38 protein-coding genes are annotated in these 26,831 nt (G+C 40.5%); 24 read left to right on the forward strand and 14 right to left on the reverse strand.

From position 1 onward, the window contains the following. Positions 1 to 11 precede the first annotated feature (11 nt). Genes B0187_RS00860 through B0187_RS00905 form a run of 10 tightly spaced genes read left to right on the forward strand, consistent with a single transcriptional unit; the run spans position 12 to position 9,296 of the window. The gene (locus B0187_RS00860) at positions 12 to 359 is read left to right on the forward strand and encodes a TIGR03745 family integrating conjugative element membrane protein (RefSeq protein ID WP_078235861.1); all 348 of its coding nucleotides are present in this window, start codon (positions 12 to 14) and stop codon (positions 357 to 359) included. 14 nt (positions 360 to 373) lie between these two features. Next, on the forward strand, positions 374 to 727 hold the full coding sequence (locus tag B0187_RS00865) for a TIGR03750 family conjugal transfer protein (RefSeq protein WP_078235863.1): 354 nt from the start codon (positions 374 to 376) through the stop codon (positions 725 to 727). A 12-nt stretch (positions 728 to 739) separates the two neighbouring features. Beyond that, on the forward strand, positions 740 to 1,381 hold the full coding sequence (locus B0187_RS00870; RefSeq protein WP_078235864.1) for a PFL_4703 family integrating conjugative element protein: 642 nt from the start codon (positions 740 to 742) through the stop codon (positions 1,379 to 1,381). Between the two features lie 10 nt (positions 1,382 to 1,391). After that, positions 1,392 to 2,249, forward strand: coding sequence for a TIGR03749 family integrating conjugative element protein (locus B0187_RS00875; protein ID WP_078235866.1), 858 nt, complete (start codon positions 1,392 to 1,394; stop codon positions 2,247 to 2,249). Then, a complete protein-coding gene (locus tag B0187_RS00880; RefSeq protein ID WP_078235868.1) occupies positions 2,227 to 3,714 on the forward strand; it encodes a TIGR03752 family integrating conjugative element protein in 1,488 nt (495 codons plus the stop codon). The genes B0187_RS00875 and B0187_RS00880 overlap by 23 nt, the downstream gene beginning before the upstream one ends. An 11-nt stretch (positions 3,715 to 3,725) precedes the next feature. Further along, on the forward strand, positions 3,726 to 4,136 hold the full coding sequence (locus B0187_RS00885) for a TIGR03751 family conjugal transfer lipoprotein (protein WP_078235870.1): 411 nt from the start codon (positions 3,726 to 3,728) through the stop codon (positions 4,134 to 4,136). Positions 4,137 to 4,144: 8 nt separating this feature from the next. Beyond that, the gene (locus B0187_RS00890; RefSeq protein ID WP_425432430.1) at positions 4,145 to 7,036 is read left to right on the forward strand and encodes a conjugative transfer ATPase; all 2,892 of its coding nucleotides are present in this window, start codon (positions 4,145 to 4,147) and stop codon (positions 7,034 to 7,036) included. Next, the gene (locus B0187_RS00895; RefSeq protein WP_078235874.1) at positions 7,033 to 7,446 is read left to right on the forward strand and encodes a hypothetical protein; all 414 of its coding nucleotides are present in this window, start codon (positions 7,033 to 7,035) and stop codon (positions 7,444 to 7,446) included. Before B0187_RS00890 ends, B0187_RS00895 begins: the two co-directional genes overlap by 4 nt. Continuing rightward, entirely contained in the window at positions 7,439 to 7,792 is a 354-nt protein-coding gene (locus B0187_RS00900; protein WP_078235876.1) for a hypothetical protein, read from the forward strand. Before B0187_RS00895 ends, B0187_RS00900 begins: the two co-directional genes overlap by 8 nt. 1 nt (position 7,793) lies before the next feature. Beyond that, positions 7,794 to 9,296 (forward strand): conjugal transfer protein TraG N-terminal domain-containing protein, encoded by a 1,503-nt coding sequence (locus B0187_RS00905; protein ID WP_078235878.1) that lies wholly within the window; start codon positions 7,794 to 7,796, stop codon positions 9,294 to 9,296. Positions 9,297 to 9,358: 62 nt separating this feature from the next. On the opposite strand, the gene B0187_RS00910 is transcribed toward B0187_RS00905, so the two are convergent. The 4 genes from B0187_RS00910 to B0187_RS00925 form a co-directional block, all read right to left on the reverse strand. Beyond that, on the reverse strand, positions 9,359 to 9,643 hold the full coding sequence (locus tag B0187_RS00910; RefSeq protein ID WP_078235880.1) for a hypothetical protein: 285 nt from the start codon (positions 9,641 to 9,643) through the stop codon (positions 9,359 to 9,361). 82 nt (positions 9,644 to 9,725) lie between these two features. Then, positions 9,726 to 10,148 carry a putative toxin-antitoxin system toxin component, PIN family gene (locus tag B0187_RS00915; RefSeq protein ID WP_078235881.1) on the reverse strand — a complete coding sequence of 141 codons (423 nt, stop codon included), beginning with the start codon at positions 10,146 to 10,148 and terminating at the stop codon, positions 9,726 to 9,728. Further along, positions 10,129 to 10,431 (reverse strand): type II toxin-antitoxin system prevent-host-death family antitoxin, encoded by a 303-nt coding sequence (locus tag B0187_RS00920; protein WP_245796988.1) that lies wholly within the window; start codon positions 10,429 to 10,431, stop codon positions 10,129 to 10,131. Before B0187_RS00920 ends, B0187_RS00915 begins: the two co-directional genes overlap by 20 nt. A 117-nt stretch (positions 10,432 to 10,548) precedes the next feature. Continuing rightward, positions 10,549 to 10,740 (reverse strand): hypothetical protein, encoded by a 192-nt coding sequence (locus B0187_RS00925; protein WP_078235885.1) that lies wholly within the window; start codon positions 10,738 to 10,740, stop codon positions 10,549 to 10,551. 146 nt (positions 10,741 to 10,886) lie between these two features. Between B0187_RS00925 and B0187_RS00930 the strand changes: the two genes are divergently transcribed. After that, positions 10,887 to 11,138 carry a hypothetical protein gene (locus tag B0187_RS00930; RefSeq protein ID WP_078235887.1) on the forward strand — a complete coding sequence of 84 codons (252 nt, stop codon included), beginning with the start codon at positions 10,887 to 10,889 and terminating at the stop codon, positions 11,136 to 11,138. A gap of 36 nt (positions 11,139 to 11,174) precedes the next feature. Here the strand turns inward: B0187_RS00930 and B0187_RS00935 are convergent, their stop codons facing one another. From B0187_RS00935 to B0187_RS00950, 4 genes are read right to left on the reverse strand one after another with little or no spacing between them, the layout of a single operon-like run. Next, positions 11,175 to 11,603: a hypothetical protein gene (locus B0187_RS00935; RefSeq protein ID WP_078235890.1), complete on the reverse strand. Its 429-nt coding sequence runs from the start codon at positions 11,601 to 11,603 to the stop codon at positions 11,175 to 11,177. A gap of 59 nt (positions 11,604 to 11,662) precedes the next feature. Then, complete coding sequence (locus B0187_RS00940) at positions 11,663 to 13,681, reverse strand: integrating conjugative element protein (protein ID WP_078235892.1); 2,019 nt, start codon at positions 13,679 to 13,681, stop codon at positions 11,663 to 11,665. 21 nt (positions 13,682 to 13,702) lie between these two features. Beyond that, positions 13,703 to 14,659: a TIGR03756 family integrating conjugative element protein gene (locus B0187_RS00945; protein ID WP_078235894.1), complete on the reverse strand. Its 957-nt coding sequence runs from the start codon at positions 14,657 to 14,659 to the stop codon at positions 13,703 to 13,705. Positions 14,660 to 14,667: 8 nt separating this feature from the next. Next, the gene (locus B0187_RS00950; RefSeq protein ID WP_078235895.1) at positions 14,668 to 15,096 is read right to left on the reverse strand and encodes a TIGR03757 family integrating conjugative element protein; all 429 of its coding nucleotides are present in this window, start codon (positions 15,094 to 15,096) and stop codon (positions 14,668 to 14,670) included. A 152-nt stretch (positions 15,097 to 15,248) separates the two neighbouring features. On the opposite strand from B0187_RS00950, the gene B0187_RS00955 reads away from it, so the two are divergent. After that, entirely contained in the window at positions 15,249 to 16,013 is a 765-nt protein-coding gene (locus B0187_RS00955; RefSeq protein WP_078235897.1) for a hypothetical protein, read from the forward strand. On the opposite strand, the gene B0187_RS00960 is transcribed toward B0187_RS00955, so the two are convergent. Continuing rightward, positions 15,979 to 16,494, reverse strand: a complete 516-nt coding sequence (locus tag B0187_RS00960; protein WP_078235900.1) for a hypothetical protein — start codon at positions 16,492 to 16,494, stop codon at positions 15,979 to 15,981. The two genes, B0187_RS00955 and B0187_RS00960, sit on opposite strands and share 35 nt — an antisense overlap. A gap of 395 nt (positions 16,495 to 16,889) precedes the next feature. Here B0187_RS00960 and B0187_RS00965 point away from each other — a divergent pair, with 395 nt between their 5' ends. From B0187_RS00965 to B0187_RS01020, 11 genes are all read left to right on the forward strand, one after another. Continuing rightward, entirely contained in the window at positions 16,890 to 17,252 is a 363-nt protein-coding gene (locus B0187_RS00965) for a hypothetical protein (protein WP_078235902.1), read from the forward strand. A gap of 70 nt (positions 17,253 to 17,322) precedes the next feature. Further along, the gene (locus B0187_RS00970) at positions 17,323 to 17,556 is read left to right on the forward strand and encodes a hypothetical protein (protein ID WP_078235904.1); all 234 of its coding nucleotides are present in this window, start codon (positions 17,323 to 17,325) and stop codon (positions 17,554 to 17,556) included. Positions 17,557 to 17,565: 9 nt separating this feature from the next. Continuing rightward, on the forward strand, positions 17,566 to 17,793 hold the full coding sequence (locus B0187_RS00975; protein ID WP_078235906.1) for a hypothetical protein: 228 nt from the start codon (positions 17,566 to 17,568) through the stop codon (positions 17,791 to 17,793). Positions 17,794 to 17,991: 198 nt separating this feature from the next. After that, complete coding sequence (locus B0187_RS00980; RefSeq protein WP_078235908.1) at positions 17,992 to 18,219, forward strand: hypothetical protein; 228 nt, start codon at positions 17,992 to 17,994, stop codon at positions 18,217 to 18,219. 205 nt (positions 18,220 to 18,424) lie between these two features. Beyond that, positions 18,425 to 18,736: a hemophilus-specific protein gene (locus tag B0187_RS00985; protein WP_245796989.1), complete on the forward strand. Its 312-nt coding sequence runs from the start codon at positions 18,425 to 18,427 to the stop codon at positions 18,734 to 18,736. An 80-nt stretch (positions 18,737 to 18,816) separates the two neighbouring features. Next, entirely contained in the window at positions 18,817 to 19,641 is an 825-nt protein-coding gene (locus B0187_RS00990) for an SIMPL domain-containing protein (RefSeq protein WP_078235912.1), read from the forward strand. Between the two features lie 103 nt (positions 19,642 to 19,744). After that, complete coding sequence (locus tag B0187_RS00995; RefSeq protein WP_078235914.1) at positions 19,745 to 20,710, forward strand: ArdC family protein; 966 nt, start codon at positions 19,745 to 19,747, stop codon at positions 20,708 to 20,710. A 389-nt stretch (positions 20,711 to 21,099) separates the two neighbouring features. Further along, positions 21,100 to 21,777 carry an N-6 DNA methylase gene (locus tag B0187_RS01005; protein WP_078235918.1) on the forward strand — a complete coding sequence of 226 codons (678 nt, stop codon included), beginning with the start codon at positions 21,100 to 21,102 and terminating at the stop codon, positions 21,775 to 21,777. A gap of 126 nt (positions 21,778 to 21,903) precedes the next feature. Beyond that, the gene (locus B0187_RS10205) at positions 21,904 to 22,644 is read left to right on the forward strand and encodes a DUF1281 family ferredoxin-like fold protein (protein ID WP_078235920.1); all 741 of its coding nucleotides are present in this window, start codon (positions 21,904 to 21,906) and stop codon (positions 22,642 to 22,644) included. Between the two features lie 52 nt (positions 22,645 to 22,696). Continuing rightward, complete coding sequence (locus tag B0187_RS01015) at positions 22,697 to 22,960, forward strand: type II toxin-antitoxin system HicA family toxin (RefSeq protein WP_078235923.1); 264 nt, start codon at positions 22,697 to 22,699, stop codon at positions 22,958 to 22,960. After that, positions 22,950 to 23,327 (forward strand): type II toxin-antitoxin system HicB family antitoxin, encoded by a 378-nt coding sequence (locus tag B0187_RS01020; protein WP_245796990.1) that lies wholly within the window; start codon positions 22,950 to 22,952, stop codon positions 23,325 to 23,327. Before B0187_RS01015 ends, B0187_RS01020 begins: the two co-directional genes overlap by 11 nt. Positions 23,328 to 23,369: 42 nt before the next feature. Here the strand turns inward: B0187_RS01020 and B0187_RS01025 are convergent, their stop codons facing one another. Continuing rightward, positions 23,370 to 23,870 (reverse strand): hypothetical protein, encoded by a 501-nt coding sequence (locus B0187_RS01025; protein WP_078235926.1) that lies wholly within the window; start codon positions 23,868 to 23,870, stop codon positions 23,370 to 23,372. Then, positions 23,871 to 24,038 carry a hypothetical protein gene (locus B0187_RS10210; protein ID WP_158078212.1) on the reverse strand — a complete coding sequence of 56 codons (168 nt, stop codon included), beginning with the start codon at positions 24,036 to 24,038 and terminating at the stop codon, positions 23,871 to 23,873. A gap of 163 nt (positions 24,039 to 24,201) precedes the next feature. Between B0187_RS10210 and B0187_RS01030 the strand changes: the two genes are divergently transcribed. Beyond that, entirely contained in the window at positions 24,202 to 24,396 is a 195-nt protein-coding gene (locus B0187_RS01030) for a hypothetical protein (protein WP_078235929.1), read from the forward strand. A 2-nt stretch (positions 24,397 to 24,398) separates the two neighbouring features. Here B0187_RS01030 and B0187_RS01035 read toward each other — a convergent pair whose 3' ends face one another. The 3 genes from B0187_RS01035 to B0187_RS01045 form a co-directional block, all read right to left on the reverse strand. Then, a complete protein-coding gene (locus B0187_RS01035) occupies positions 24,399 to 24,602 on the reverse strand; it encodes a hypothetical protein (RefSeq protein ID WP_078235932.1) in 204 nt (67 codons plus the stop codon). Between the two features lie 258 nt (positions 24,603 to 24,860). After that, positions 24,861 to 25,445 carry an HNH endonuclease family protein gene (locus B0187_RS01040; RefSeq protein WP_078235934.1) on the reverse strand — a complete coding sequence of 195 codons (585 nt, stop codon included), beginning with the start codon at positions 25,443 to 25,445 and terminating at the stop codon, positions 24,861 to 24,863. Then, a complete protein-coding gene (locus B0187_RS01045; RefSeq protein WP_078235938.1) occupies positions 25,429 to 26,754 on the reverse strand; it encodes an AAA family ATPase in 1,326 nt (441 codons plus the stop codon). The genes B0187_RS01040 and B0187_RS01045 overlap by 17 nt, the downstream gene beginning before the upstream one ends. Positions 26,755 to 26,831 lie beyond the last annotated feature (77 nt).

The following is a 26,831-nucleotide window of genomic DNA, read 5'->3' on the forward strand; positions in this document are numbered from 1 at the left end:
AAGGATTTTTTATGAAAAAAACTTTCTCTACATTTTTTCAATCTTTATTACCTTTTATGGTATTAGGATTATCCAATAATGCCTCTGCTGCGTTACCTAAAATAGAAGCCCCTAGCCGAGGTGAAGGCGCTGGTATTATGGCTACTATTCAAAATATGGGATTTGATGGTTTTACCTTAGCAGGGTTATTTCTTGCCGCTGGTGCATTTCTCATCGTTGCTTATGTTCTTGTGGAAGGACTTTTAGATGTAAAAAACGGGAAGAAAAAAATGGGCGATCTAACGGGACTTGCTTTATTTGGCGTTATTCTCATTGTGATCATCCTCTGGTTAATCAATAAAGCCGTCAATATCTTATAGGAATACTTTACTTAATGAAAGAGCATTCAACTATTCCTTTTATTCCTGAGCGAATCAATCGCCGTCCTGCGGTTTATCGTGGTATGACAATGTATGAATTGTTTATTGCGATCATCATAGGATTTGTGATCGGTCTCATAATGGGCATATTTGTAATGCTCTTATTTGATCTTCCTTGGGCAACGGTTGCAACCACCATTCTACTTTTCTTAATTATTTCCGTCCGTTTTAGTGGAAGTTTCCTTTCCCGATTAAAACGTGGCAAGCCCGAAACGTGGCTAGAACGTTATATTGAGTTAAAGAAAAAGCCTTCTCAATTTATTACCCAAAATCAATTTTGGCTCATCAAACGCTTAAATTCAAAATAGGAATCTATTTTTATGAGTAAGTATCTCAATGCGTTACGTAGCGAACGGTTTCATATCCAAAGTCTGCGTATCGTCATCTTCATTTTATTGTTTGTCGTCAGTGCCTTAGGCTTTGCACTTTATTCTGTCCCTAAAAATCTGACTATCCATAATCCGCCTGATTTACGTTCAGGCTCTACTCGTGCCTGGTGGGAAATACCAACACCCAATGTATATGGCTTTGCCTTTTACATTTTCCAACAACTTAATCGCTGGCCCACTGATGGCGAGGTAGATTACCAAAAAAACATTGAAGCCTTACGACCTTATCTCACCCCCTCTTGCTACCAATTTTTACTCAAAGATTATGACAATCGTAATCTATTGGGAGAATTGCGTGAACGCGTGCGTGGCGTATATGAGATGCCAGGGCGAGAATTTAGCGAGTCTCGCGTCAAAATCAATAGCCAAGATAACTGGGATGTTACGCTCGACCTTTACACCGATGAATACTACAAAGATGAACCCGTCAAGCGGGTTCTTGTTCGGTATCCGTTGAATGTCGTGCGTTTTGATGTCAATCCTGAACAAAACCCTTGGGGAATGGCATTGAACTGTTATCGCTCTACGCCGCAGCGTATCGAATTAAGTAAACCAGACGACAAATCAAAATAGGATCATTGCTATGAAAAAATATACGTTGTTTACGCTTTCCGCTCTCTTTTTTCCTACGTTGGTCAATGCAGAGGTGTTGATGCAATGGAAACGCATTCCGTTGCCCGTTGAACTCAATGTCGGGCAAGAGCGAATTATTTTTGTCGATAAAAACGTGCAAATCGGCATACCCGAGCAACTGGATGGCAAATTAAGCGTACAAAGTACGGGCGGTGCGGTTTATTTAAAATCCGTTGAACCGTTCAAAAGCACTCGTATCCCGTTACGGGATATGGAATCAGGTCAAATTATTCTGCTTGATGTGAATAGCCGTAAATCGACCCAATCCCTTGATAATGTGCGTATTGTGGATGCGGAAGTTGCCAATAATACGCAAAAAGTCGATCAGACAACGGTTTCAGATCCTCAGACAGAATCCGCACAGAAAGCCAGTAATTTACCTGCACCTGCTGCCTTAACGCGTTATGCAGCACAATCACTGTATGCCCCATTGCGTACAGTCGAACCCTTAGAGGGCGTTCGGCGTGTTGGGGTAAAACTGCCTAAATCCATCCCAAATTTAATGCCAAATTTAACCATTTTGGCAACACCGCTCGAAAGTTGGGGATTGGATGATTATGTGGTAACGGCCGTGCGAATTAAAAACCTTTCCTCACAAAGCGTTACCCTCGATCCTCGTTATTTGCAAGGCTACTTTTATGCTGCGACCTTTCAACATAATTGGCTTGGGATGAAAGGCACACCCGAAGATACCACCGTGGTTTATCTTGTGACCGAAGGTCGTCCAGATAACGCCTTTATCCCTGCTCGTCAAACAGCTAAATCCAAAAAAATAGGAGGGCAAAATGAGTGCAGCAAAATCCAATAAATTGCTCAAAGTGTTGGTACTCGCCCTCATCGCAGCGGTTGCTTTCATTATTGTGGTAGCAATGGGACGAGGCAAAGCCGATGAGGAAATTCAAACCAAACCGCAATCGGTTGTGTACGACCTTTCTGAACAAGAACAGAAAGATTTGGGGATTACCGCAGGTGATACCCCTCACGATACGATCAAAACCTTGTTAGGTGCGTTGAAAGAAACCCGTGCGGATGTGAAAAAAGTGCTGGAAGAAAATGAACGCCTCAAACAAGAAAAGCAAAATTTGACGGTAAACAGTGAGAATGTTGATCTACGGATCAATCAAGCTCTCGAAAACCAACGTAACAGCCTCTTTGCAGAGTTTGAAACACGGTTGGAAAATTTGACCTCTGCGTTAAAAGTGAATCGCGATGAGAGGGGGGCGACCTCAACGTCAAGTGCAGTCCAACCGACCAATGAGGCTTTGCCTATCGGCGGAAGCCTGTTTAAACCTGAAAATGGGGGCAGCTCCGCAACCATATCAGGCTCAAATGTTGGCAATGCAGTTGCCTCAGACGGAATGCGTTGGGTTTCACCTGCCGATCTCAAAATGACTGATAAACAGGGCAATCTGGTTGCCGACACCTTCCAAGGTGAGAAAAAAGCCAGTTTTCCTAATCCGTTTAAAGCATTAGACGAATCGCCACTTGGCGATGCGGCGGCAACCGCTCAAAACGGTTTTAAGGAAACCACCAATGATCGCACAAGTAAAACCAGAACGCCTTATTTTACCGTACCTGAAAATTCAACTTTGATGGGTTCGGTTGCGATGACGGCGTTACTCGGTCGTATCCCGATTGATGGTAGTGTATCCGATCCTTACCCTTTCAAAATTATGATTGGACGGGAAAATTTAATCGCCAATGGCATTGAGTTACCTGATGTCGAGGGAGCGATTGTCTCAGGAACAGCGAATGGCGACTGGGCATTATCTTGTGTGCGAGGCGATGTGAAAAGTATTACGTTCGTGTTCAATGACGGACGTATTGCCAAATCTCGCACCGACAACAAAAACAGCAATAACGAACAAACACTTGGCTGGCTTTCCAACCCTCAGGGGGTGCCGTGTATCCCTGGTGAACGCAAAACTAACGCCCCCGAATACTTAACCACCCAATTTTTACTCTCAGGTGCGGGAGCGGCCGCCCAAGGCTTTTCACAAAGCCAAACCACAACTGTGGTCGATAGTGGCTCGGTTGTAGGTGCCGTAACAGGCAATGCGGGCAAATATATTTTGGGTCAAGCGATTGGTGGGGGCTTATCAGAAATGGAAGATTGGGTCAGAAAACGTTTCGGGCAAACGTTTGATGCCGTTTATGTGCCACCAGGTCAAGCGGTTGCCGTGCATATCACACGGGATATTGACATTGACTACGACACGGAGGCTCGCAAAGTGAAATACCGTCAAACCAAACCAAATCGCCAATTAGACTAGGGAGAATAACAATGAAATTATGGCAAAAAATCGGCGTAATCTTACCGCTTGCAGGGCTTCTTGCAGGTTGCTCGTCTTCCCAAGAAGAACTGTTACCTACCACCGATCAGACAATGCAGGATATTTGGCAATCAGGCGGCACATCCAATCGTGAGCAAGAAGCTCGCAATGCGTTACAGTTTGTCCGTCCAATTGAGAGCAGTTTTTCAAATAGTGCGGAAATGGTGCATTACACACGAACCGCCTCTAATGAGGCGACTAATTTGTTTCCACGTCTGCCGAATCCTGATTTGGTGATGTACGTTTTTCCACACCTGACCTCAACGGCAGAGCCTGTCCCCGTGCCAGGCTATACCACCGTCTTTCCTTTCTACGGGCGGGTGCAGTACGCTCAACCTGGTGAGCGGACTCGCCAATACTAGGAGGGATGATGTTAGGTAAATTCTTTACGAAAAAATCCGCTCAACCACGGATTGAGCCTGTCCTTTCGGAAAAATCGGCGGAGGTGGTTGCCACCTCGCTTTCTGAGGAAAGTCAGACTGCTGAACAAATGGCTGAAAAGCCATTTTCACCGCTTCATTTTATCCGCCGACAAGGCAATTACACCCGAAAAGAGCATCTTGCTCAATACCAACCTCGAGACTCTTTTGTGGATAAATTGGCGTGGACAGAGTTTTTAGACGATCAGAAAGCCCTTTTGCTTGAAGACGGCCGCTCGGTGGGAGCGGTTTTTGAACTGACCGTGGTTGGCACAGAGGGACGTTCGGCAGACTTCTTAGAAAATGTGCGAACCCAGGTTTGCAATGCCATTCAAGACAGCTTTGCTGAACTCGATGCTCACCCGTGGGTGGTGCAATTTTATTGCCAAGATGACGAGATGGCAGCGGAATACAGTGAGATCTTACGCCAATATGTACATCCACGAGCCAGAGGCTCGGCATTTACCGAACAATGGCTCACCAATATGGAACGCCACTTAAAAGCAGTTTCCAAGCCAGGTGGTTTGTTTGAAGATAAAGAGATTACGGGAACGCAATGGCGTGGCCAACAACGCCGTACCCGAATGGTCATCTACCGTTACGTTGATCGCCATACCGAGTTAGACCAAGCTTTGGAAGAGTTAAATGCGACCTGCGAGAGTGCGACCAACGCACTGCTGAGTGCAGGTGTTCGCTCAAACCGTCTGGATGGGAAAGCGATTCATCAGTGGTTATTACGTTGGTTTAACCCGAAACCGCAAGATTATGACGATGCCGAAGATTTCTATAAAACCGCCCATTACACCATCAAAGCATCAGGTAATCCGAACGATTTATATCTTGCCAACGATTTTGCCGAAACCTTGTTCGTCAATCCACCGCGTTCTGAAAATGAATACTGGTATTTTGATGAACAACCACACGAAGTGGTCGTGGTTGATTCAATTCGCCGAGCCCCTGAAATTGGGCATTTAACGGGTGAAGTGCCACGAGGCGACAGTATCAACGCCCTGTTTGACCTCTTGCCTGAAAACACCGTGATGGCGATGACCATTGTGGTTTATCCTCAGGACTTGCTCGAAGAGCATTTACAGAATATCAGTAGCGGTGCATTGGGCGACAATACGGATTCAGTGTATGCCAAAAAAGACTGTGAAAAAGTCAAAGAGTACCTGAAAGAGAAGCACAAAATGTACCGTTCTTCCTTGGCGTTTTACCTTAAAGCAGACACCAAAGAAGAGCTACGTCGCCGCTCGCGGAAGTTGAGAACGACCTTGCAATCAACGGGATTGGTCGCCACTCGTGAGGGAATGGAAATTGCCCCTTTAAGCAGCTATCTCAGATGGCTGCCGATGAATTTCAACCCTGCGGATGATCGCAAAAATCTCTATACCAAATTTAATTTTGTGCAACATTTGGCAAACTTAATGCCCGTCTTTGGGCGAGGTATCGGCACACGTCATCCAGGTTCCACCTATTTTAACCGAGGCGGAGCCCCGTTCGATTTCGACCCGCTAAATCGAGATGACCGAGCTAAAAATGGGCATTGCCTCATTTTGGGACCTACGGGTGCGGGTAAGTCGGCGACCTTAAACGGCAAAATTGCTCAAACCGTCGCAATTTACCGCCCACGAATGTTCATCATCGAGGCGGGTAACTCGTTTGGATTGATGGCTGAATATGCCGAACGTTACGGGTTGACGGTCAATCGCATCCAGTTAAAACCTGGTAGCGGTGTGTCGTTGCCTGTGTTTGCCGATTGTTACAAACTGATCGGCGACCCGACTTTATCGGATACGCAAAATGAGCTGTCGCAGGCAATGCGAGAGCAAAGCGACTATGTTGAGCCTGAGCCAGATATAGAGAGTGATAGTGAAGAAGATGAGGGCGATGCACAGCGTGATATTTTAGGTGAAATGGAGCTGACCGCTCGGATTATGATCACAGGTGGCGAAGTTAAAGAAGATGAAAAATTAACCCGCCCTGATAAAGCGATGATCCGTAAAGCCATTTTAATGGCTGCTCAAAAGAGTTATGCCGAACAACGCATTACGCTGACCCAAGATATTCGCGATGCGTTCTACGAAATCAGCCGAGATGAATCTTTACCTGAGATCAAACGTACCCGTGCCTACGATATGGGCGAAGCGATTGGGATGTTTTGCCTTGAAGGCAGTTTTGAAGCAGAGCTTTTTAACCGAGAGGGTGAAATCTGGCCCGATGCCGATATTACCTTGGTCGATTTAGCCACCCTTGCCCGTGAGGGCTACGAAGCCCAACTGTCGATTGCTTATATTTCGTTGATCAACCACATCAACTCGTTAGGTGAGAAGTATCAATTCTCAGGCAGACCTATCGTCAATATTACCGATGAAGCCCACATCATCACGGTGCATCCTATGCTTGCCCGCTTTTTAGCAAAAGCGGGAAAAATGTGGCGTAAGCTGGGGATTTGGCTGTGGCTTGCCACCCAAAATCTTGAAGACTTTCCTGATGTCGCTGCGAAATTACTCTCGATGCTCGAATGGTGGGAGTTGCTCTGTGTGGAGAATAAGGAAATCGAGGATATGCAGCGGTTTAAAAAATTGAGTGATGAGCAGATCAATTTGATGCTTTCCACGACCAAAGAAAACCGTAAATATACTGAGGGTGTTGTGCTTTCGACCAAACTCGAAGCTCTTTTCCGTGTTGTGCCACCGAGCCTCTATCTTGCGTTGGCGATGACCGAACCTGAGGAAAAAGCAGAGCGTGCCAAAATTATGCAGCAGTACGGAATCTCCGAGCTCGATGCAGCGATTAAAGTCGCTGAAAACCTAGATAAAGCCAGAGGAATTTTACAATGAAACGTCATACACTTTTTCAAATTTCGCCCCATAACACCGATGTCGCCACGTTGAAACAAACGCTTTCCGCACCGATGCAAACCCACTATCAAGGGCTGTTTGAACAGATGCAACGGCATCTCGGGCAGCTGGTTTCGGTGTCTCATTATGTTTATCGGATTACCAATACCAATTATCTCAAAGTCCGCTTTACAGGCGTGCGTGAGGAAGTGGAACGTCAATTTTATGTGCAGATTACGCTGATTGGCTATACCGAGTTTCCTGCATTGGATGAAAATGCCACCCGTGCTAATGTCTATTTGACCGATACCACCGATGCGTTTTGGCTGATTGAGTTACTCAAAGCCGATTTAGCCAAAGCTGCCTACACCGCAGAAATTGAGGCAGAAGCGGAGGAAGCCGATGGTTAAACCGTGGAAGAAAAACATCGCGGCCTTGCTCAAATTTGTGGGCATTATGGTCGTGATAATGGCGATTATATTCCTGATTGCTCATTTTGCGATCCAGTATGGCGTGCAAGCGGGGGAAATTAAGCAATTTATGCAGGATAACTGGCAGTTTTGGTTGGCTGTCCGTTGGTGCATTTATGCGGTCGGCGGTACGATTTTATACTGCTTGTATCAACGTGCGAAGCAAGAAAAAAACCTTGCGGTCTATTTTGACAATCTTGCCACTTACCAACGCTTGATTCGCCTTGCGGTGATCGCAATGGCAACCATTGAGCTAGTCTGTTGGATTCAGTTATGGAGGGGCTAAGATGAATATCACATTAACGGTCGATCACTATTATGAATACTTTCTGACTATCCTTGGCTGGGTGATCAGTAACGGGATTTGGGATTTATTGACTCAAACAGGCATTATGGCAATTCCTTTCTTGGCACATATCATCAGCTCATTCCTAAAAGTGCGGGAACAAGGCGATGACGAGGGAAACAAAGGACGACTGCTTGCCAATTGGCTCGAAAACAAAATTTATATCTCGTTAGTGGTGATGATGCTGACCTGCGTGCCGCTGTTTAACGTGTCGTATAATACGTTGCAATTCAATACGGAACGAATGAGACAGTGCGGTTTTACGGTGTACAAAGCCAGCGAAACGGGATTATCAGGGCTTTCTTCGGAATTAGGTGGCAAAAGCCCTGCCTTGCCGCTTTGGTGGGCATTTACCTATACGGTCGGTAAAGGTTTGACCCACGGGGCGATTGCCACGCTTCCCTGCAAACCTGATTTACGCCAAGTGCGTTTTGAAATCCAAAATACGCAAATTACCAGCCCCGTGCTACGTCAGGAAGTGCTGGATTTTGTGCAACAATGTTTTATTCCTGCACGAGCCAAAATCAAGCGTAAGCAACTTGAACTCGATGAAGAACAAGCACGCGATTTGGACTGGATCGGCTCAAAATTGATGCTGAAAACCGAGGGGCTGTATGATGCTTATCGAGCCCAAACGCCGCGGAAGCAGTGGCCCTACGATGCTAATCGAGATCAGGGCTTACCGAATACAGGTAACGGTGGCTTTCCTAGCTGTAAGGAATGGTGGTCTGACAGCCAAATCGGCTTAAAAGCCCGATTAGTCGAGCAAGTTGAGCCAGATACAATGACCAAGTTGCGTAAAATTTGGAACAGTAAAGAAGATTACACCGACATTGTCGTTCGGCGATTGGTGAGTCCACAGAATATGCGAGCCTCAACAGGTCGTGTGTATGGTGGGTATGGTGATTCAAATGCAAGTAGCATTGGAGCAAGTAGCGGTTCCTCGTGGATGACTTATGTAGCAAGTTCACTTGGCTCTGCCGCTGGTAGCATTGTAACTGCCCCCGTTTTTGACGTTATCAAACAATCATTACCAATGGTGCAAGGCATTATGCTGATGGCAATAATGATTTGTATGCCAGTCATTGCGGTTATCGGTAGCTATGATGTGAAAACGATAATAACGATGACACTAGTGCAATTTGGTATCTTTTTCTTATCTTTTTGGTGGGAATTAGCTCGTTGGCTAGATAACTGGATGATCATCACAATATATTCTAGCGATGCTCATCCGCTATTTAATGCATTCGGGATAATGAATGATTCTGACGATGGGATATTATCCGTTGTGATCAATATTATGTATATCCTGTTGCCAATGTTATTTCTTGGAGCATTAAGTTGGGCTGGGGTAAATGCGGGAGCTGCATTGTCCAATATAATTAGTAACAGTTCTGATAAAACTATGAGATCAACTGATACAGATAAAATACCTAAAAAATAAAATACTATTAGACTCTAAATAAACAAATGGTCGTTTATATGAATAAACGACCATTTGCAGAATTACCATTGAGAAGTATGGTAATGACCATCTTCATCTACATAGTAATCATTTATTTCTAATTTGGAAAGTGCAAGAAGAGAAGAAATAGTCTTAATAGAATCATCTTCTCGTTTAGTAGATATACTAGCTTCAAACGCCTCAACTTTCTTTCTTGCTGATTCTTTTAAATCTTCGGGAACATTGAAAATACCGTACTCAGTAATTTCTGCTGTCGCCCACTCTGACTTTTGTCCTTCGTCTAATAGACGCTTATAGCTACTGACCATTTTGCTGAAAATTGACATGCTTCCTCCGATATTCTCGTTTGCGATAGTATTAGCCTAAATTTTGAGCTTGTCAAGCGGTAAGATATTCTATAATTTCGTATTAACCGTTTTCTAAAAACTCACTCACTGAAATAATCTCTACCTTTTTATAAGGGTTCATACTCAGCAAATCTCTCTTATCTCCCGTAATTAAATACTTAGCATTTGCACTTAATGCAACCTCTAAAAATTTATTGTCTTTGGGATCTTTACAGTCTGTAATTTTTTCTGTTACGTCCACAAAAATCACGGATTTTGCGAAGTTATCAGTAAAAAATTTTAAGACCTCAGGTGCTAAGTATTTGGCAAATTTCTCTCTCTGCGAAACTTCCACAAATTCTTGAAATGTCTCATTTGAAACGCAAACTTGATATTGTGTAAGAGCCTTTAAAATCGCTAAACTAGGTTTTGAGCTTGGAGAAATCAAACCACTAATGAGTACATTGGTGTCAATAACCAGATAATTATCGTTTACTTCTTTCATTATCGATCATTGCGTTAAGTTCATCTAATGTAATACTTTCAATGGATTTGGGTGGATTTTTTGCCCGTTCCTCAAACAGTGCCACAATATTTTTGACTGCCTTCGCTTTGGTCAATTCGACTGCTTCTTCATAAGGCAAAATCATCATTGTGCGGCGACCATATTGTGTAACCACCACAGGTTTCTTTCCTTTGACAATATCAATCACACGCCCAAATTGGGATTGAAATTGTTTTGAAGTTACCTCTTCAAAATCTGCGGATAATGGTAATGTGAGAGCCATAATTTTCTCCTAATAATAGATAAGATAGCTATCTTGCATAGATTAGCTATTCTCTTGAAAAATGCAACCTTTTTTACACAACAGGTTAAAGTGGTATATCGTATCACGGTTAGATGATTAAGGTACTTTACCTAAAATAATGTCCACATCCTCTAAAATTTTTTCTACCCTATCAGGCGTAATAAGTCTACCCTCAGGGAAAACTTTCCTTTTGAGAAGATAAGGTTGGTAAATAGAATAATTTATTGCTGCACTGATCTGATCTACTCGCTGATCAACTGCCGTTGATTCATTATGTTGCTTTTTCATATTAGTCCTTCCCGAAGCATTTTCTTACTCTATATTAGGATTGATACTATGCCTGTCAAGCGGTTTGTTTGGCAGAATTTGCACAGTACGAGGCATTCCGCTATGCTGCGAATTGATTCCAACAGCAATGTATAAGAGAGTATCCTATGAAGAATGGTGTTATTGCCCCTATTCCACTTAATCCAAAAATTCAAACGTTGATTGAAAGGGGTGATCAAGCGGGAAACATTCCGATTTCAGGAAATACACCAGAGGAATTTGAGGCTAGTTTTAATCGGGCTTTCTTAATGTTAAAGTCAAATAAAGTTTCTTTGAATTCCCCTGCCCCAGAGGCTGAAATCGAATGGAGTCCACAAGAAATTCAAGCCTTAGCCGATTTCTTCGAGCAATGCAAATAACCATAAAAAAGCAGCTCATTGAGCTGCTTTTTTACTTTATCTGACGGTTTCGTCTCTCATCAGATTTTTCTCAAATTTCATTACGATCTTTTTCTTCGTATTACATTCAAAGATAGGATCGTCATCACTACCTGTTTTAATTACAAACTCAACGTGGGGCGGAGCTGAACTATTTCGCCCTTCTGAAACCCCAATAAAATAAGTTTTTCCACCATTCTCAAATGCTAATGAACTAGAAACAAAACCAGAACCAACGGCAAAACTAGAATCTTCGTGCGATAATACTTGCTTTATTTTATTTTTAAAGCTCGTTTTATCATATGAAAAAACATAATCATCAGCAATTTTTTCAACTGCAAGCGGTTTACCATTTTTTAATGTACAAGAAAAAATTGTATTGTTGCCTGCCGCTAATGCTGAGGTAGAAAATAATGTTGCTAATACTAGCATTGCTACTTTACGCATAATTTCTCCTATTTGTTGTGTTTAAATGTAAATTCAATTTTTGAATACTGTACCACATTTTATTTCCCGTTTAAAATGTAATCTGCTTCTTGATTTCGGCGTTTTGCATTTTTTCCATCATTATCAACTTGACGATTGCGAATAGCCGTTGCAAGAGCCGTCATATCACCTGTTTCTGCCGATTTTTGGGCTGCCTTAATCACACTTTCTGTTTTTTTCAAACTACCATAATTATAAATATATGAAGTTAAAACAGCTTGTGCATTCGGGGTTAATTTATCCCACGCAGTGGCTGAAATTTCCCGTTTAGCTTGGTTTGCAAAAATTTGCGAACGGCGGGCTAAATCTCGTTCCGCATCTTCTCGGGAAACTTTCATTCCTTCTACAACTTTGACTACCGAGCCATCAGCTTTGGTAATCGTATCGGAACCATAACCTGCTCGATGTGCATTAACATCCCAATATGTACCAGAACTAAAACCTTCAAATTTTCTGAGTAACCCTTGGGCTTGTTCCATTGCCGTGCCACTTATCGCCCCAACTGGTGCATAAGAACCTGCCGAACTTGAAGTTGAACCACTCAGTGTCGATGTACCTGCTGCAAAACTACCGTAGATATTATCAATGCCCGTTCCCTCTGATTTTGGAATGACAATGTAATTGTCAGCCAATTTACCAGGGAAGCCTGTTAAACCGCCTTGGCTACGATCAACATCATTCGCTTCACGATTTTTACTCAAATTCGCTAAGCGGCGGTTAGCACTGTCTTCGGCGTTGCTATCCAGTGAACGGTTTTGTTCCGTGATGCGGCTATTGAGAATGGCAACAGCAGTGTTATTCGAGATCGATTTTTGCAAGTCCATCTCTAATTTCACTTGCTCGATTTCACGATCTAACAATTTAAGAGACTTTTCTAAATCCTCTTGTGCCTCTTCATTATTTGACACATTCGGCTCTTTCATCCCTGTTAGTAGCATACGGCGTAACATCAACGCTTTTTCTAATTCTTGTGAAATCGCCAGCTCTTGGGATAATCTCGCCCCGAGAATCGGTGCGTCAGTATCCTCTTTCAAGGCTTCAATCAAGCCACGAGTTATGCCCACGGTGGACGTGCTTAACTCATTAAGTTGTGCGGCGGTTGGTTTATCCGTATTAAGAATCGCTTCCAATTTTGCCGATTTTTCATTGGTGCTTTTCTCAATTTCAGGTGCCAACCCAGTGCCTGCTTGCTCTTTTGGTGGTGTTCCGCAGGTAGTACAGGTGGAAAGCGTTTTGCTACCTAGCACGCGTCTGCCATATTCCGCGGCTTCCGCTGGGGATTTCCACGTCGTACATAACGAACCATCACATTTTACTACCGCATTTTTTTCAGTAACGCCTCGACCAAGAGCCATATTGTAACCTGCACCGACCACATCGGCGATTACATCAATCGCTTTCTGCCCTTGACCACCACGTTTTTCACCGCCGATCCACCTTGTACCGTCTTCACCTTTATAATTTTCGGCTTTTTTCTTCGCAGCTTTCGCATCGGTTTCAGTCGCCGTGATCTCTTTGTAATTTTCCAGCTCGGCTCTTTTTACCCATTTGCTCCCCATCGCTAAATCAGCCAGTTTATTCGACATCTCTTCACAATTGGTTTTGAGTGAGTCGAAATCGAGTTTGGCTTGATACAAGCCATTGGTCAGCATATCGTACAACTGAGGGTTTGAACGTTGGATGATCATTGCAGGTAGGCTTGCCACTGCCCCTGTCGCCGATTCAATCACGTTGCCGTACAAATCTTTAAAGCCTTCTGTAATGCCGTTTAACTGGTTTTTAACGGTGGTTTTAATGTCAAAATTACCGCACATCAGATTGGCTTTCCACCCCAAACCGAGCGAAAGCTCATTTGGGCGTTGGCGAGACGGCGGTGGCATTACCGCCGAGCCTCCACCGATCTGATAATAAACTCTATCTGACAACGCCGTACCCTGCACATATTCGGTATTGGCTAACACGGTTGTCGGCATTGTCGATAATGCAGAACTCAACAATATTACCGCTGAGAGGCGTTTCAAGGTTGATTTTAGTTTCATTTCTGTTTCCTTATTAACAAATTACCATTCGGTTGCCCATAAAAATTTTTGTCCCATTTTTTTACAACAGCTATACGGTCGCCATAACGCCCAACTGTAATTTTCGGTGTTGGATAATTTATCACCGTAGCTATCCACGGCACCGCCGTCTGGAAAAATAGCACAAGTATTGGACATTTTAGGGCTTAGCATCTGCCATTTATGATTAGCTGAATCCCCCTCTTGAACAGGTTTGGGATACCATTTACCGTCATTTTTGTTATCTTCGGCAGTAGCTGAAAAATAAAGGTGTAACTGACCGCTTCGGGTAACAATATCAGCCACGCGTTGGGCAATGACTGCCGAGGCTTTGTAGTCGTGCGTTTGAGTTACACTGCCAGAACGTGGGTAAATGTTGCCCCAAGTATCGCCATTAGCTCGCACCTCTCGCATTAGCGGTGTCAGGGCTTCGGGATAGAACATCTCAGGCATACCGTAATTCCACGCTAAGAAGTCTAAGGCACTGAGAAAATAAGGTTTGTACGGCGTGGTCTGACTTTGGCAGGCAAAACCTAGTCCACCCGCTAATTTGAAAACCGCACCGCCTGGATGCCCAAAGGCTTCGGCATTTTTAAAACGGAATTGGGTGTAATTTTTGTTCGGTGTTTGGTTTCGCCCACCGCCGACTGCCCCAAAATTTAAGGCTCGTACTTCCGTCCACGGGCTTTGTCCTTTGTGGTTATAAGCTGATACCACCATTTCAGGGATAAAATGCTGTACCTTGACTGAGGTTCGCACACGACAACCTTTCCAGCTGCATTTCAGCCAAAAGCACATCCCTTTGACTTTATAATCGAGACAGCTTGGTGAGGCACTGGATGCCATAATGCTGAGGGTGTTGATGCTCGAACCTTCAATCGCTGAGGCAGTATTAACCAGTCCAAATGCTGGAACAGATAAAGCAAGACAAGCGGTGAGATAAGCGGAATTTTTTGCCATATTTCCCCCTAAAACCGAGATTTATAGCGTTGCACGGCTTTTGCCACGTTGGTTTCGCCATAAATGACCAAAGGCTCCGCATTTTCTGGATAAAATACAACGGCGGGGACTTTCATTACCCCATTTCGCCAGCCATCCGCAATACCTTGGTAGGCTTGCTGTAATCGTGCTTGAAATTGCTTTCCTTGCTCTGATTGCAACAAGGCTTGTGCCTGTTTTTCTGCGGTGGCAGGATTTTCACTCAATGCTTTACCAAAGGCTTCTTCCAGCTTTTCGACCTCATCTAAAAAATAGATTTGGTCGGCAAAACCTTTTTGTTCGAGGGGATAATTTGAGGTGGTGTAAACGACCACCTTCGTATTTTCTAACTGATTAACGCTATTCGCCCAAACGGGGTTCGATGCGACAAATAACGTCAAGAGAGACAGATAACGCATAACAGACTCCAATTAAGATAGATCACGTCAGCGTTACCTTAAAAAATTGATGAGGGAAAGAGAATGGGAAAGTGTTTTTGAAATTAAAAGAGTTTTTAACAATAATTTTGTATAATTAGCAAACAGATTAAAGTGTCAAGAAGGAAGATAATATGAATGAATATCTTATCCCCAAAGCTTGTTTTAGAAAACCTAATGGTATTTTACTTTCCGCAGAAGAATTTCTAAAAAAAGCAGGAAATAATTATAAAGAAAACCATATTCACCCGTATTGCCCAGAATGTAATGAGAAACTCACCTTGGTAAATGCCAATAGCGTTGATAAGGCTACAATTTATCGACATTATCCTCTTGAATCGCCAAATGGACAACAAATAAGCGAAGAAGCAATAGATATTTGTAGCTTACGAGCAAAAAAATCACTACGTCAAAGTTGGTTTTCTGCCTCTTTTAATTTTTCGCAATCAAATCAATTTAGACAAGATTTTATGCAACCAGAGAATTTACTTAAAGCGTATTGCTTTTGTTGGTCTCTCTGTGGTAAAGGTAATTTACCAATGGAAAGATTCAAAAAAATGATTCAACTGGCTGATAAAAAGAAAATTTGGAGTTATACTGATCTTGAATTATGGATGATTCCCTATATGCTTTTAACACTCTGCGATTTTCCTCATAAAAAAGGGTTTGATTTCCATTTTATTTTACATAAAGGAAATAAGAAAAGATTAAGTGTTCAAGAATTATTTCAGTCTAATTCCGAGCTTCAAAAAATATTTGCTAATGGTGAGTTAATGGCAAAATCTCCGAATAACCCCTTACCTATCTCTGAAACTCAATATAATACACTTACTTCTCAATGTTGTTTTATTAACAACCAAGAGTTTAGTGATAAATTATATCAATATATTGCAAAATAGGTGGATACTCTCCATTTTCATTTCCAACATCTTGCAACCCATAAAATTCAATGATTTGAGGGTTGCTTGGATGGTCATTCTCATTTTCTTGATAGATTGCCTCAATATTAAAATTTGCAATCATTTTCTCTAATTCTTTAACCGCAGAATCTAAATGAATACTTTCCGCATAGCTATAATTTGCTACCAGATAGGAAACGGGTTCATAATCTAGCCTAACTTTTATCCAGTAATGAAAGTTATTTATCCAATCTTGATGATTTTTACCAATAATCAATGAGGAAGAATAAACTAAACAACTTACCCAACATTTCTTGACAGGATGTTGGGCAATATGGGCATAATAATAACCGTGGCAAGGCTGTTCAGCGAATAACAATGCAATAACTTCAAAATTATTTTCAATGTAGCCATAACTGAATAATGTTTCAAATGGGTACTGTTTTTTCTCTGAAAGAATTTTATATAATTTACTGAACATTTTATGTAGTAATTTGTTTGTTTTCTGTCAATTTACCCAATACCTCATTTAAGTTAAAGACAAAAATATAATATAAATTAAAATAGTTTCCACAGTAAAAAACTCTCCAAAACTGATTTTCAATTTTCTGTTGTATCTTGCCTTACCAAGAGCATAATACCCTTAACTTTTCGCTATCGTTGATAGCAAAGTAGGTCATCTGAGCTTAAAAGATGACGGTTCACTGCGGTGAAATAGCTCATTGCCCAAATGTTCCTAAGCATTCTGAAAAGGACTCCGACCTTCGATTGTCGGGAATGCAACTTTTACCTTTCATCAACCTGTCCAGGGAAAACATTTATTCCCTGCGGAATAGGTTGTTTCTCCTTGGACTTTTTTACCTTGGAGAACTCATTATGAGCATCAATTCACAAGTGGATCTTTGGACAGATCCAACCATCACCGTAGCAGAGAAATCTGCTAAACCAACAATGTTCAACCGCTTAGGCAATAAATTGGGCAAAGCCTTTTTATTTGCCAAACATAAAGCAACGGACAAATACCTTGAAGTTACTCAGGGTATTAACCGCAGTATCGAGGAAGAAGCAGAAATGCACCGCCTTGAATTGCAGTCCTTGCTCGATGAGCAAGCGGTATTTTACGAGGACGAAATTCGTCAGCGTAAAAAACGTTGGATTTTTATCTCTATCGTACTTTGGATTTTGGCCTTTATTGCAGGTGCAGCTTCTACGTTGTTCGCATTGAATCAAATCCAATAATATCCACCCTTTGGGGAAATACTTTTCCCTGATCTGGCATTGTATTTCCCCATAAATCGAGGAATTTACAATGAAAGTACATATTACTTTACTTTGTCTTGCCGATTACTTGCCCCAAAAGTGGCAACCTTCATCTCACCATCCGCTTGTTGAAGAAATTCAACAAAATGCGATCAAGGCGTGGGATAAAAGAGAACCAAGCGAAACCGCTGTTCGTTTTATGCAACAGATGTCTGAACGACATTTTCGCTTTCTCAATGTGTCGCAGAAAAATGCGAACACATTGGTTGTAAGTAGAACTTAGGGTGATTTTATGAATAAATTCATTCCTAAATTACTTGCCAGACTTGGCGAGGACCTGCGGAAAGCAGGCTACTTAGTTGGCATTGGCTTTATTGGTATCATAGTATCCAACGATCAAATGTCTGTATTGGAAGGCTTTGCCTTACTAATGTGGGGATTTTATATTTGGGGCTTCGGACATTTCTGTATATACTTGTCCGACAAACTAACCGATAAACATCAACAAGGGGATCGCTAATGGACTCATTACACCCGTTATTTCTGATCGCTCTCCTAGGTAGTGCAACAATCATCACTGCATTTGTTGCTTTTATCGTCTGGGCGAACAGAGATTTGTTAAGAGACAAAAAATAGTCTTTTAACCACTTTTACCATTTACCCACTTGGGAATACGTTCCCATTGGGCGTGTTCCCTATTTTTTATGAGGAACACATTATGCTAACTACGATTATATTAGCTGTCTTAACTTATCTGGCCGTATTTATTTTTGCGGCAATCGTTACCGCATTTATGGCACTTTTCATCAATTGTGCAACAGATGAAAAGTTGCGAAATGCTATGCTTATTATTCGAGCAGAGCTATTTGCTTGTCTGAAAATGAGTTTTTATACCCCTATCTTTTTTTATGAGGAATTTAAAAATCTAAAAAAAGAGACGGAGTGAAGCAACATTCATTTACCCTTTCACATTTACCTTCTACCCATCAGGGAAACATATTTCCCTATGGGGCATAGTGTTTCCCTTTTTTATTTGGAGAAACACGATGTATCAACACGATCTTAATTTACTTAAATTTATTTGGGATAACCGTCATTTCAATTTCAAACCCTCTTCACCGCAATGCTTGTTCAATATTTGTATTGAACCAATGCGTAAAGGGGACTGGAATCGTTATACGATCTGGCTGCTGCAACAGCACGACCTGATCAACATTTCAGAAACGGTTTATCGCATAATTAAAGAAGCTGGCTTGAAAGACGATATTCGGCTTTGGGTGGACAAGGATTATTTCTGTCGCCCGCACAAAGTCGAAATCACAGGATTAGTCCATTATATGCTGTTCCAATTTTTTGACGGCATCGCTCAAATTCTGCTGAAAGCAGGGTTAATTGATGAAACTGAGGCAGTTGAAGAAAGTTATACTTTTGAAGCAGCCAATCATTTCAAGCGGCTACTTTAACCATCACCTTTACCTTTCACCCATCGGGGAAACACTTCCCGAATGGGCATTGTGTTCCCCTTTTTCTTTGGAGAAACACAATGAACATTTTACAAACTTACCTAAACCAACAACTAGTTAAAGCAGGGTTTCCTGATGGCTTAAAAATCGAGTATCACCTAGATTATTGTCAAGGCGATGGCGTAGCATTTTATGGGAGACTTTATCAAGAGGATTTGATCAGATTATTTAACCATCTCAATCCAAGTAAACGTAAACAGAATATGTTTACTAAATTACTAGGACATCTTATTGAATGGGGAGAATCTCGTTGCATCCGTATTAGTAAAAACTGGTTTGGCTACCGCTACGCTAATTGGAACTGTATGGAGATAGTGGCAGATGAAGCAGAATATCAACCTTTCTTTTCTACTGGAAAAAAAGATTGGTATTTCCCAAAAGGTAAAGTACACAAATATATGACTTTGTGGGATGAATTTCTTTTAAAACTCAAAGAACATATACAATGCACATCTAAATATCTTGCAACAGTAGGCTACCAAATTGCGGAAGCCACACCTCGTGAAGAACAAGTTGCCTACTGTTTTAATACCGTAAATTACCGCATCGAATTGGTGCAAACCCCTTGCGAATTTTACGCCGAAAAACCTGAATGGCTATTTGGCGATCTTTGCGATGTGGACGAAATGATGCAATCCGTTGTCGAGGGAAAAATCCATTTTGCCAATCTCTATGCCCAAGTGCTAGATAAACAAACAGGATTATCCTTAGGCGAAGATCATCTGAGCAACCTCAGTTTTTCCCCGAAAGATCGTTTTTTCAGTGGCTATAAAACCGAGTTAATCAGTAATGCGATTGCCGATGCACGCCGAAATGTGCAGAAATATGCCCAACTTCACGCGTAATTTGTCAATTTTTACCTCAAACCGACCGCTTGTACGGCGGTTTTACCCTCAGGGGAATACGTTCCCCTTTGGGCGTGTTCCCCATTTTTATGGAGAACACCTTATGAACACTCAACCAACTGCAAAATTCGACCTTTATCAAAACGTAACCGACCGTATCGTGGAAGCCCTTGAAACGGGGACCGCACCGTGGCTAAAACCGTGGGATACGCCAGCGTGTAATCTGGATTTACCGCGTAATGCGGTCAGTAACCGACTTTATAGTGGGATAAACATACTACTATTGTGGTTAGCATCCAGCACGCACGGCTATCGTCAATCCAAATGGATCACGGCGAAAAAAGCAATGGAGCTCGGCGGACACGTTCGCAAAGGCGAGAAAGCGACCGTGATTGTCAATTACCGCCCTGTCGAACGAGAGGCCACCGATGAGAATGGTGAACTCTTGTTTGATGATGATGGCAATCCACTGATGGAGCATTTTGCTTATTTGAATAAGCACAATGTGTTCAACATCGAGCAGTGCGAAAACTTACCGCCTGCGATGTATGAACCGCTTAAAGCCAACATTGAGACAGACAACCCATACGAAATCTTTACCGAAATTCGGCAAATGATTAAAGGACTGGGCTTGAAAGTCGAAGTGAAACCAAGCAATAAGGCGTTCTATCAGGCTACCACCGATAAAGTGGTAATGCCCGAGGTGAAACAATTTCATTCCGAGCAAGACTTTTACTCAACCTTAATGCACGAGATGACCCACGCAACAGGGCATCAAAGTCGTCTAAATCGTGAGGGCATTAGCTCAGGCAAAGCAAAATTTGGCAACAAAATTTATGCTTTCGAGGAGTTGGTCGCCGAAATCGGTGGAGCATTTTTATGTGCTCAACTGGGTTTTAATACCGTTCCACAGAATGCGAGTTACATCGCCAGCTGGATTCAGGTATTGAAAAACGATAAACGGGCGATTTTCCGTGCGACAGGCTACGCTCGCAATGCGTGTGACTATATGTTGGAAGCCTTAAATGTGCAACAACAGTACGAATCACGTTTTGAAGAAGCCGCCTAACTTCACCCTCAGGGGATACATTATCCCCTTGGGCATTGTGTATCCCTTATTTTCAACAAAGGAGCATACACTATGCAAACTGTACCGCGTGGGCACGATTGCTGGATTATCATTGGCAAAGATGATAATGGCATACAGAAAGAAGCCCATTTTTTACACTATACCCGCCGAGAAGCCATTCAGCGTTTCCGAGAAATGTATAACTGTATTGGTAAACACGGCGTGATACTGTCTGTCATACCTAAATTTAAGTGGGACTTTCCATAGTATATTCTCTGAATTTACGATGGATAATTTTACACAGTAATACGGCATACTCTGTGCCGTATTTTTTCACCCTAGGGGTAATTCCCTAGGGGATTACTCCGTTTCATTTTGGAGTAATCCCGATGACACACTTTGAAAAACAATTCGTTGAATTATTCAACCATATTGCCCCTCACTACCGCCGTTCCGAGGTATTTTACGATTTCATCACAATAAGTGGATTAGAGCTGTATTTTGCGAGTACCGCTTATCAAGCCTGTGATGACACATTTAAAGATCGCTATCAACACGCAAGAAAGCGTTATTCTAATCAAGAGTTTACTCAATTAACGCAATTATTTGCGGTGGTTGTAGAAGCTCTAACGGAGAAAAGATACGATTTCTTAGGCACAGTCTTTATGCACCTTAATTTAGGTGATGGCTACAAAGGACAATACTTTACGCCTCAATCAATCGCCGAGATGATGGCAAAAATAACCTTATCGAACTGTCATAAAATTATTGAGCAGAAAGGTTATATGACATTATCAGAGCCTGCTTGTGGCTCAGGTGTGATGATTATTGCAAGTGTAAATCATCTGACGGAAGAAAAATTTAACCCTCAGCAACAGCTTTGGGTACATTGTCAAGATGTGGATTTTTCAGCCGCAATGATGTGCTATATTCAACTCTCTCTTTTGCATATTCCTGCTTGTGTCAGCATCGGCGACAGCTTATCTCACCAAGTAAGAACGCAATTTTTTACGCTGGCTCATTGGATAGGCGGTTGGCAATATAAACTGGCTCAATCAAATCATTGAAGATGAGTTAATCTACTACAAAAAATAAAGGGATCTTTTGATTCCTTTATTTTTACTTATCCCAAGGGATACATTATCCCTATGGGAATAGTGTATCCCTTATTTTTAATAAAATAGGAGTACTCTATGCCAAATTGGTGCGAAAATAAATTGGATTTTTATTGTCCAACCGATCAACTCGATAACTTGAAAAACAAGTTATTTTCTAAAACAGACGAAGGTAATTTGTGCCTTGATTTTACAAAATTAAAACCAATGCCTGTGGAATTAGATATTGAGTGTTCAAGTATGGGGACAAAAAGTCGTCAATTATTGGAAGAATTTCAATATCAACTTTTTTCCTTAGAATTAATGGAAAAATACCTTCCCCGCTCGCAAGTCAATCGAATCTATACGCTGGCTACCCAGCAAATGTGGTCGCTCAACCAATTTGTAGAATGGTTGCAAGCAAACCCAAGCGAACAAAAAGTCTTAGGAGTAGATTTGACACTTGGGCAACAGTATATCGACAACCTTGCCAAATATGGTGTAGAGACTTGGTATGATTGGCATTGCCAACAATGGGGGTGCAAATGGAATGCAACCACTTATGACATCACGGAATCTGATGGGCATATCACCTGCTATTTTGATACACCTTGGTCGCCGCCAAGAGAATGGTTCGAAACATTATGTGAGACCTTTCCAACCATTGACTTTACCTTATCATTTTTCGAGCCAGGCTGGTGGTTTGCAGGGGATTTTATTGCAGATATGAGCGGCAGTTTTTACGAAAACCACCTTTGCGATGATGAAATCAAAACCTTTGCCAAAGATGTGTTTGGGGAAGAATTTGATGATGAGGAAGACGATAATGAAGGTGAGTAGTATTGACTTCGTAAAGTGAAGTCATATAATGCCCTCATTGAGGATATAGACTATGCGAAAAAAGCAACTTAATACGTTAAAAGCGATTTTCGATAAACCGACCAGAGCAAATATTAAGTGGAAAGAAATCGAATTACTGATTGAATCATTAGGTGGGCAAGTTTTGCAAGGCGAAGGTTCGAGAGTAAGATTTCTGTTGAATGGTAGTGTGGCAAGATTTCATCGCCCACATCCATCACCAGACACCGATAAAGGTGCTGTGGTTAGCTTACGAGAATGGCTTATATCAATAGGAGTGACCCCTAATGAAAAATAATATTGATAATATGACTAATTTCATTGAAATTGGCTCGCATAAGGCTGTTATCAGCTATGTGCCTGAATATAAAATGTTTCGCGGAAAATTCTTAAATACCACAGGTTATTGTGATTTTCTTGCAGATAGTGTTGATGGGCTTTACCAAGAAGGTGAAATCTCATTACAAGCCTATTTACAAGATTGCCAAGATTTAGGTATTGAAGCATTTAAACCAAGTAAACAAAAAACCTTTACATTACGTTATGATGAAACTTTATCTTATCAAGTTTCTGAACAAGCGAAACTACAAGGTGTATCTATTAATCATTTTATTGTGAATGCTATTCAACAACAATTACACAAACCTGTTGAGGCTCATTTATAATAATGAAAAAATAAAGGGATCATTCGATCCCTTTATTTATTCCTACTGAATAGGCTTAATCTCTTTCATTTTTCGTTTTTCTTCTTTTATCTTTTCTTTTTCTATTTCATCGTCAACACAACTTTGTATTGCCAACAAGCTAGGATAATTACTACGAGGTAATAAACAACGATTTAATATTTCTTTCTCAATTTTAGATAACGAATCTATTTTAGGGTTGCTAATTATATTATGATAAATGTTCTTATAATTTTCTTCATTAGTTTCATCTAATTTATCCCAATAATAACAACTAGCAACAAAAGAACAGAAAGCAATAATCCCATATAAAATTATTAACAAATCTTGAATCATTTCATTTTTAATTACCTTTTGAATCGTTTTGTTTTTTATTTTATTAAAAACGAAAGATGCTACTCCTACTAATACTCCACCGAAAAATAAAACATACAGCATACAAAATGATGCAATTAGTAATAAAAAGAAAAAAGGTCCAGTTACAGAAACAAAAGGTTTTCCTACTATCTCTATTAGTATATCCATTTAATTCTCCCATTGATTTTTAAACTCTGACCCAACATATTCATCAACAATATCTGTAATTTCTGCCTCAGTTAGCAAGAAATCATCAAATGCACTGTGAAACTCATTTTTCAGTTGCTCTTTTAATCTGTCCCAGTATTCATCATTCTTAATCTGTTTTTGATGCATATTGTGAACCTCATCCACTATAAAAGTGTAATTTTCTTGTAATTAAATATCATTTATTCTCAACACTAGTAACAATACAAGCCCTTTCTGTTTCACCATATTAACCAAATGTGGTATATTTAATTCTTATTTATAACTATCTTAACAGAATAGAGGACTTAATATGTCAGATAAACTTAGTATCACCTTTGGCGAAGCAGTTATTGCTGCTTCAAATCTATTATCAGTAGATTTAGGCGAAAAGAATCAAAACAACCTTATAGAAGAATGGAACAAGTCATCTTATACTCAGGAAGACTTTATTGCTATTAAATTAAATATATTAGCAAAAGCTATTTATAATACTTGCAACCAATAATATTATTGCATTTCATTAAAATCTGTCCAAGGTTTTGAATCAATCCATCGTTCAGAATGGAATTCATTCATCTTATCTATAATTTCTTTCGTTAATTTACGCTCTTGAAGAAAGTAAGAGCGTTTCTCTGCTTTCTCTTCAATTTGATGTTGAATAATAGCTTTACCATCAATTTCAACCGTAAATTTCATTATCACTGTTGCCATTATTTAACCTTATAATAGTAAGTAAACACAATGATGAAAGTATGCCCTGCAAAAATAGGTAATAAAACAAAAAAACTGTATCAAATCCCAAAACAGTTTTGGGCGAGGAAAGGGAAAAGGCTAAGGGGAATAAGGGTAATTTTTCAAGGGTAAACCGCTCCGCCGAAGCGGAGCGGACTTACCCGAAAAAGCAGTTTGATTGTTTGAAAAGGCAAAAGGGCTAAAAGGCTTTTGAATACACATTTACAAAGCTAGCTATTATAGAAGCCCTTGTCTTAATGCTTCACTATATACAAATGGACTACGAGCTTTTAACCCATTTAGGGTAGTATCATCTTTTAGATAAGAATTAAAATGTTCTAATCTCATATTACATAATTCAGGATTATTTAACTTCAATCTCTGAATAGTTGAATCCAACACATTATGAGATATTATATCGTTGGATATATCATAATAAATTTCACCATTCCCAAAATCTAATTTAAATAGGCTATGAGATGGAATTGTTATAGGATCTATAACATCATCATAATTTCCTTTCCTATTATTAGCTTTTATACAAGCATATCTAAAATTTGACCACTCATATGTTAATTTGGGATATTTAGATTTAGGAAGATAATGATCTACCGTAGCTTCTCCTGTTGCATTTTCAATAAAAACGCAATAATAACAGCAAATACCTTTGTAGAGATTTGCAAGATCAGGCAAACACTTACTCCAATAATTTTTATACTTAGAGGGCTTAGCATTAGGATGAGTAGATAGCCAAGATAGACCTGGTTTCCGAATCTCTTGATCAAAATATTCTGGCTCAGGATAATTATATATTTTCAACACTTTTTAGGTATCCCTTTTTCTCACAAATAGATCGCCAATAAAATAAAAATTCATCCGTAGGTGATAGAGCTTCTGATAGTTTTTTTCTTATTCTTTCTATTTCTTCTGATGTTGGTTTTATTTCACGACGTGAACTAATTAATTCTTTTGCTTCTTCTATTAATTTCTCGTACTCTAAGGAGTAACTATTTTTTAAATTAAAAGCCTCACTTTCTAACCAATTATTAATAGTTCCTAATTTTTCAAATAGCTCCTTCCTTACCTCAATTTTTCCTTCTCTTAAATCAAAATCTATCCATAAATCTTGGTTTTTATCAAATAAGGGTTCAAGAGAAGCCATTATCAAAGGAGAATGTGTTGCCGTTATTAACTGCGTTGTAGCATTTTCAGATAAATCAGTTATTACCTTTAATATTGCAGGAATAATTTGTCTTTGCCATTTTGGATGTAAATGAGCTTCAACTTCATCAATTAAAAAAGTAATTTGGTTTGTAGGCTCTTCACCAATTAAACTTGCATTCTCACAATGTTTTTTCCAAGAGTGAACTAAAAAATAAGCTAATGCAACAATACGTTTTACGCCAGATGAAGCATGAGGCAATAAAACTTCCTGCCCGTAGGATGTTTTTATTGTAGGATACACACGATCATCATCTAACATTAATCGTCTAAGTTTACCTAATTCTAATGGTTCTTCTTTGGTAGATAATGATTTTAAAACAGATTGTAGTTGTGAAAAATGTTCAGAATTGCCTGATTGCCATATAGCCCAATCATATAGAAGACCTGAGAAATGCTCTCTGCTATTTTCACCAGGTACACCTTCCCAGATTTCAGACTGAGAATAGACGTATGCAGCAGGTCTCGATGCATCATTCATTCCACTATAATTGTTAGCTTCCCAAATATTACGCCAATAATTTCTAGCAGGATCCCATAAGGCAAAGCTTCCATCACTCATCGCATAAATGACTAAACCTGGATTGATTGGTCGTCCAGCTTTCCCAACCCAGCTTTCATCTCTTGGAATATAAGTTGCTTGGTAATTTTTTTCTTGTTGTGTTTTTCCTAATAAAGAAAAGTGAATTTCAGCATTATTCTTTAAGTCTATCGGCTTAGCAACATAGCCACTTTGAATTTTAGGATTGATATTTTTGGGCCAGCTTCTCGTTAAAGACCACCACATAATATCAAGTAAAAAAGATTTACCTAAACCATTATCGCCAGTTAAGACATTCAGACGTGTCCCTAATGTTAAATGTAGCTCGGGTGCTGGTCCAACATTAACCAACTTCAATGACTTAATCATACATTCCTCAATTTAATTGACTTTTTGTAAAGTTATTGGGGGATAAAAACAAGCAAAACATCCGTATTCAAGTAAAG

Source organism: Haemophilus paracuniculus, assembly GCF_002015115.1.
Taxonomy (GTDB): Bacteria; Pseudomonadota; Gammaproteobacteria; order Enterobacterales; family Pasteurellaceae; genus Haemophilus_E; species Haemophilus_E paracuniculus.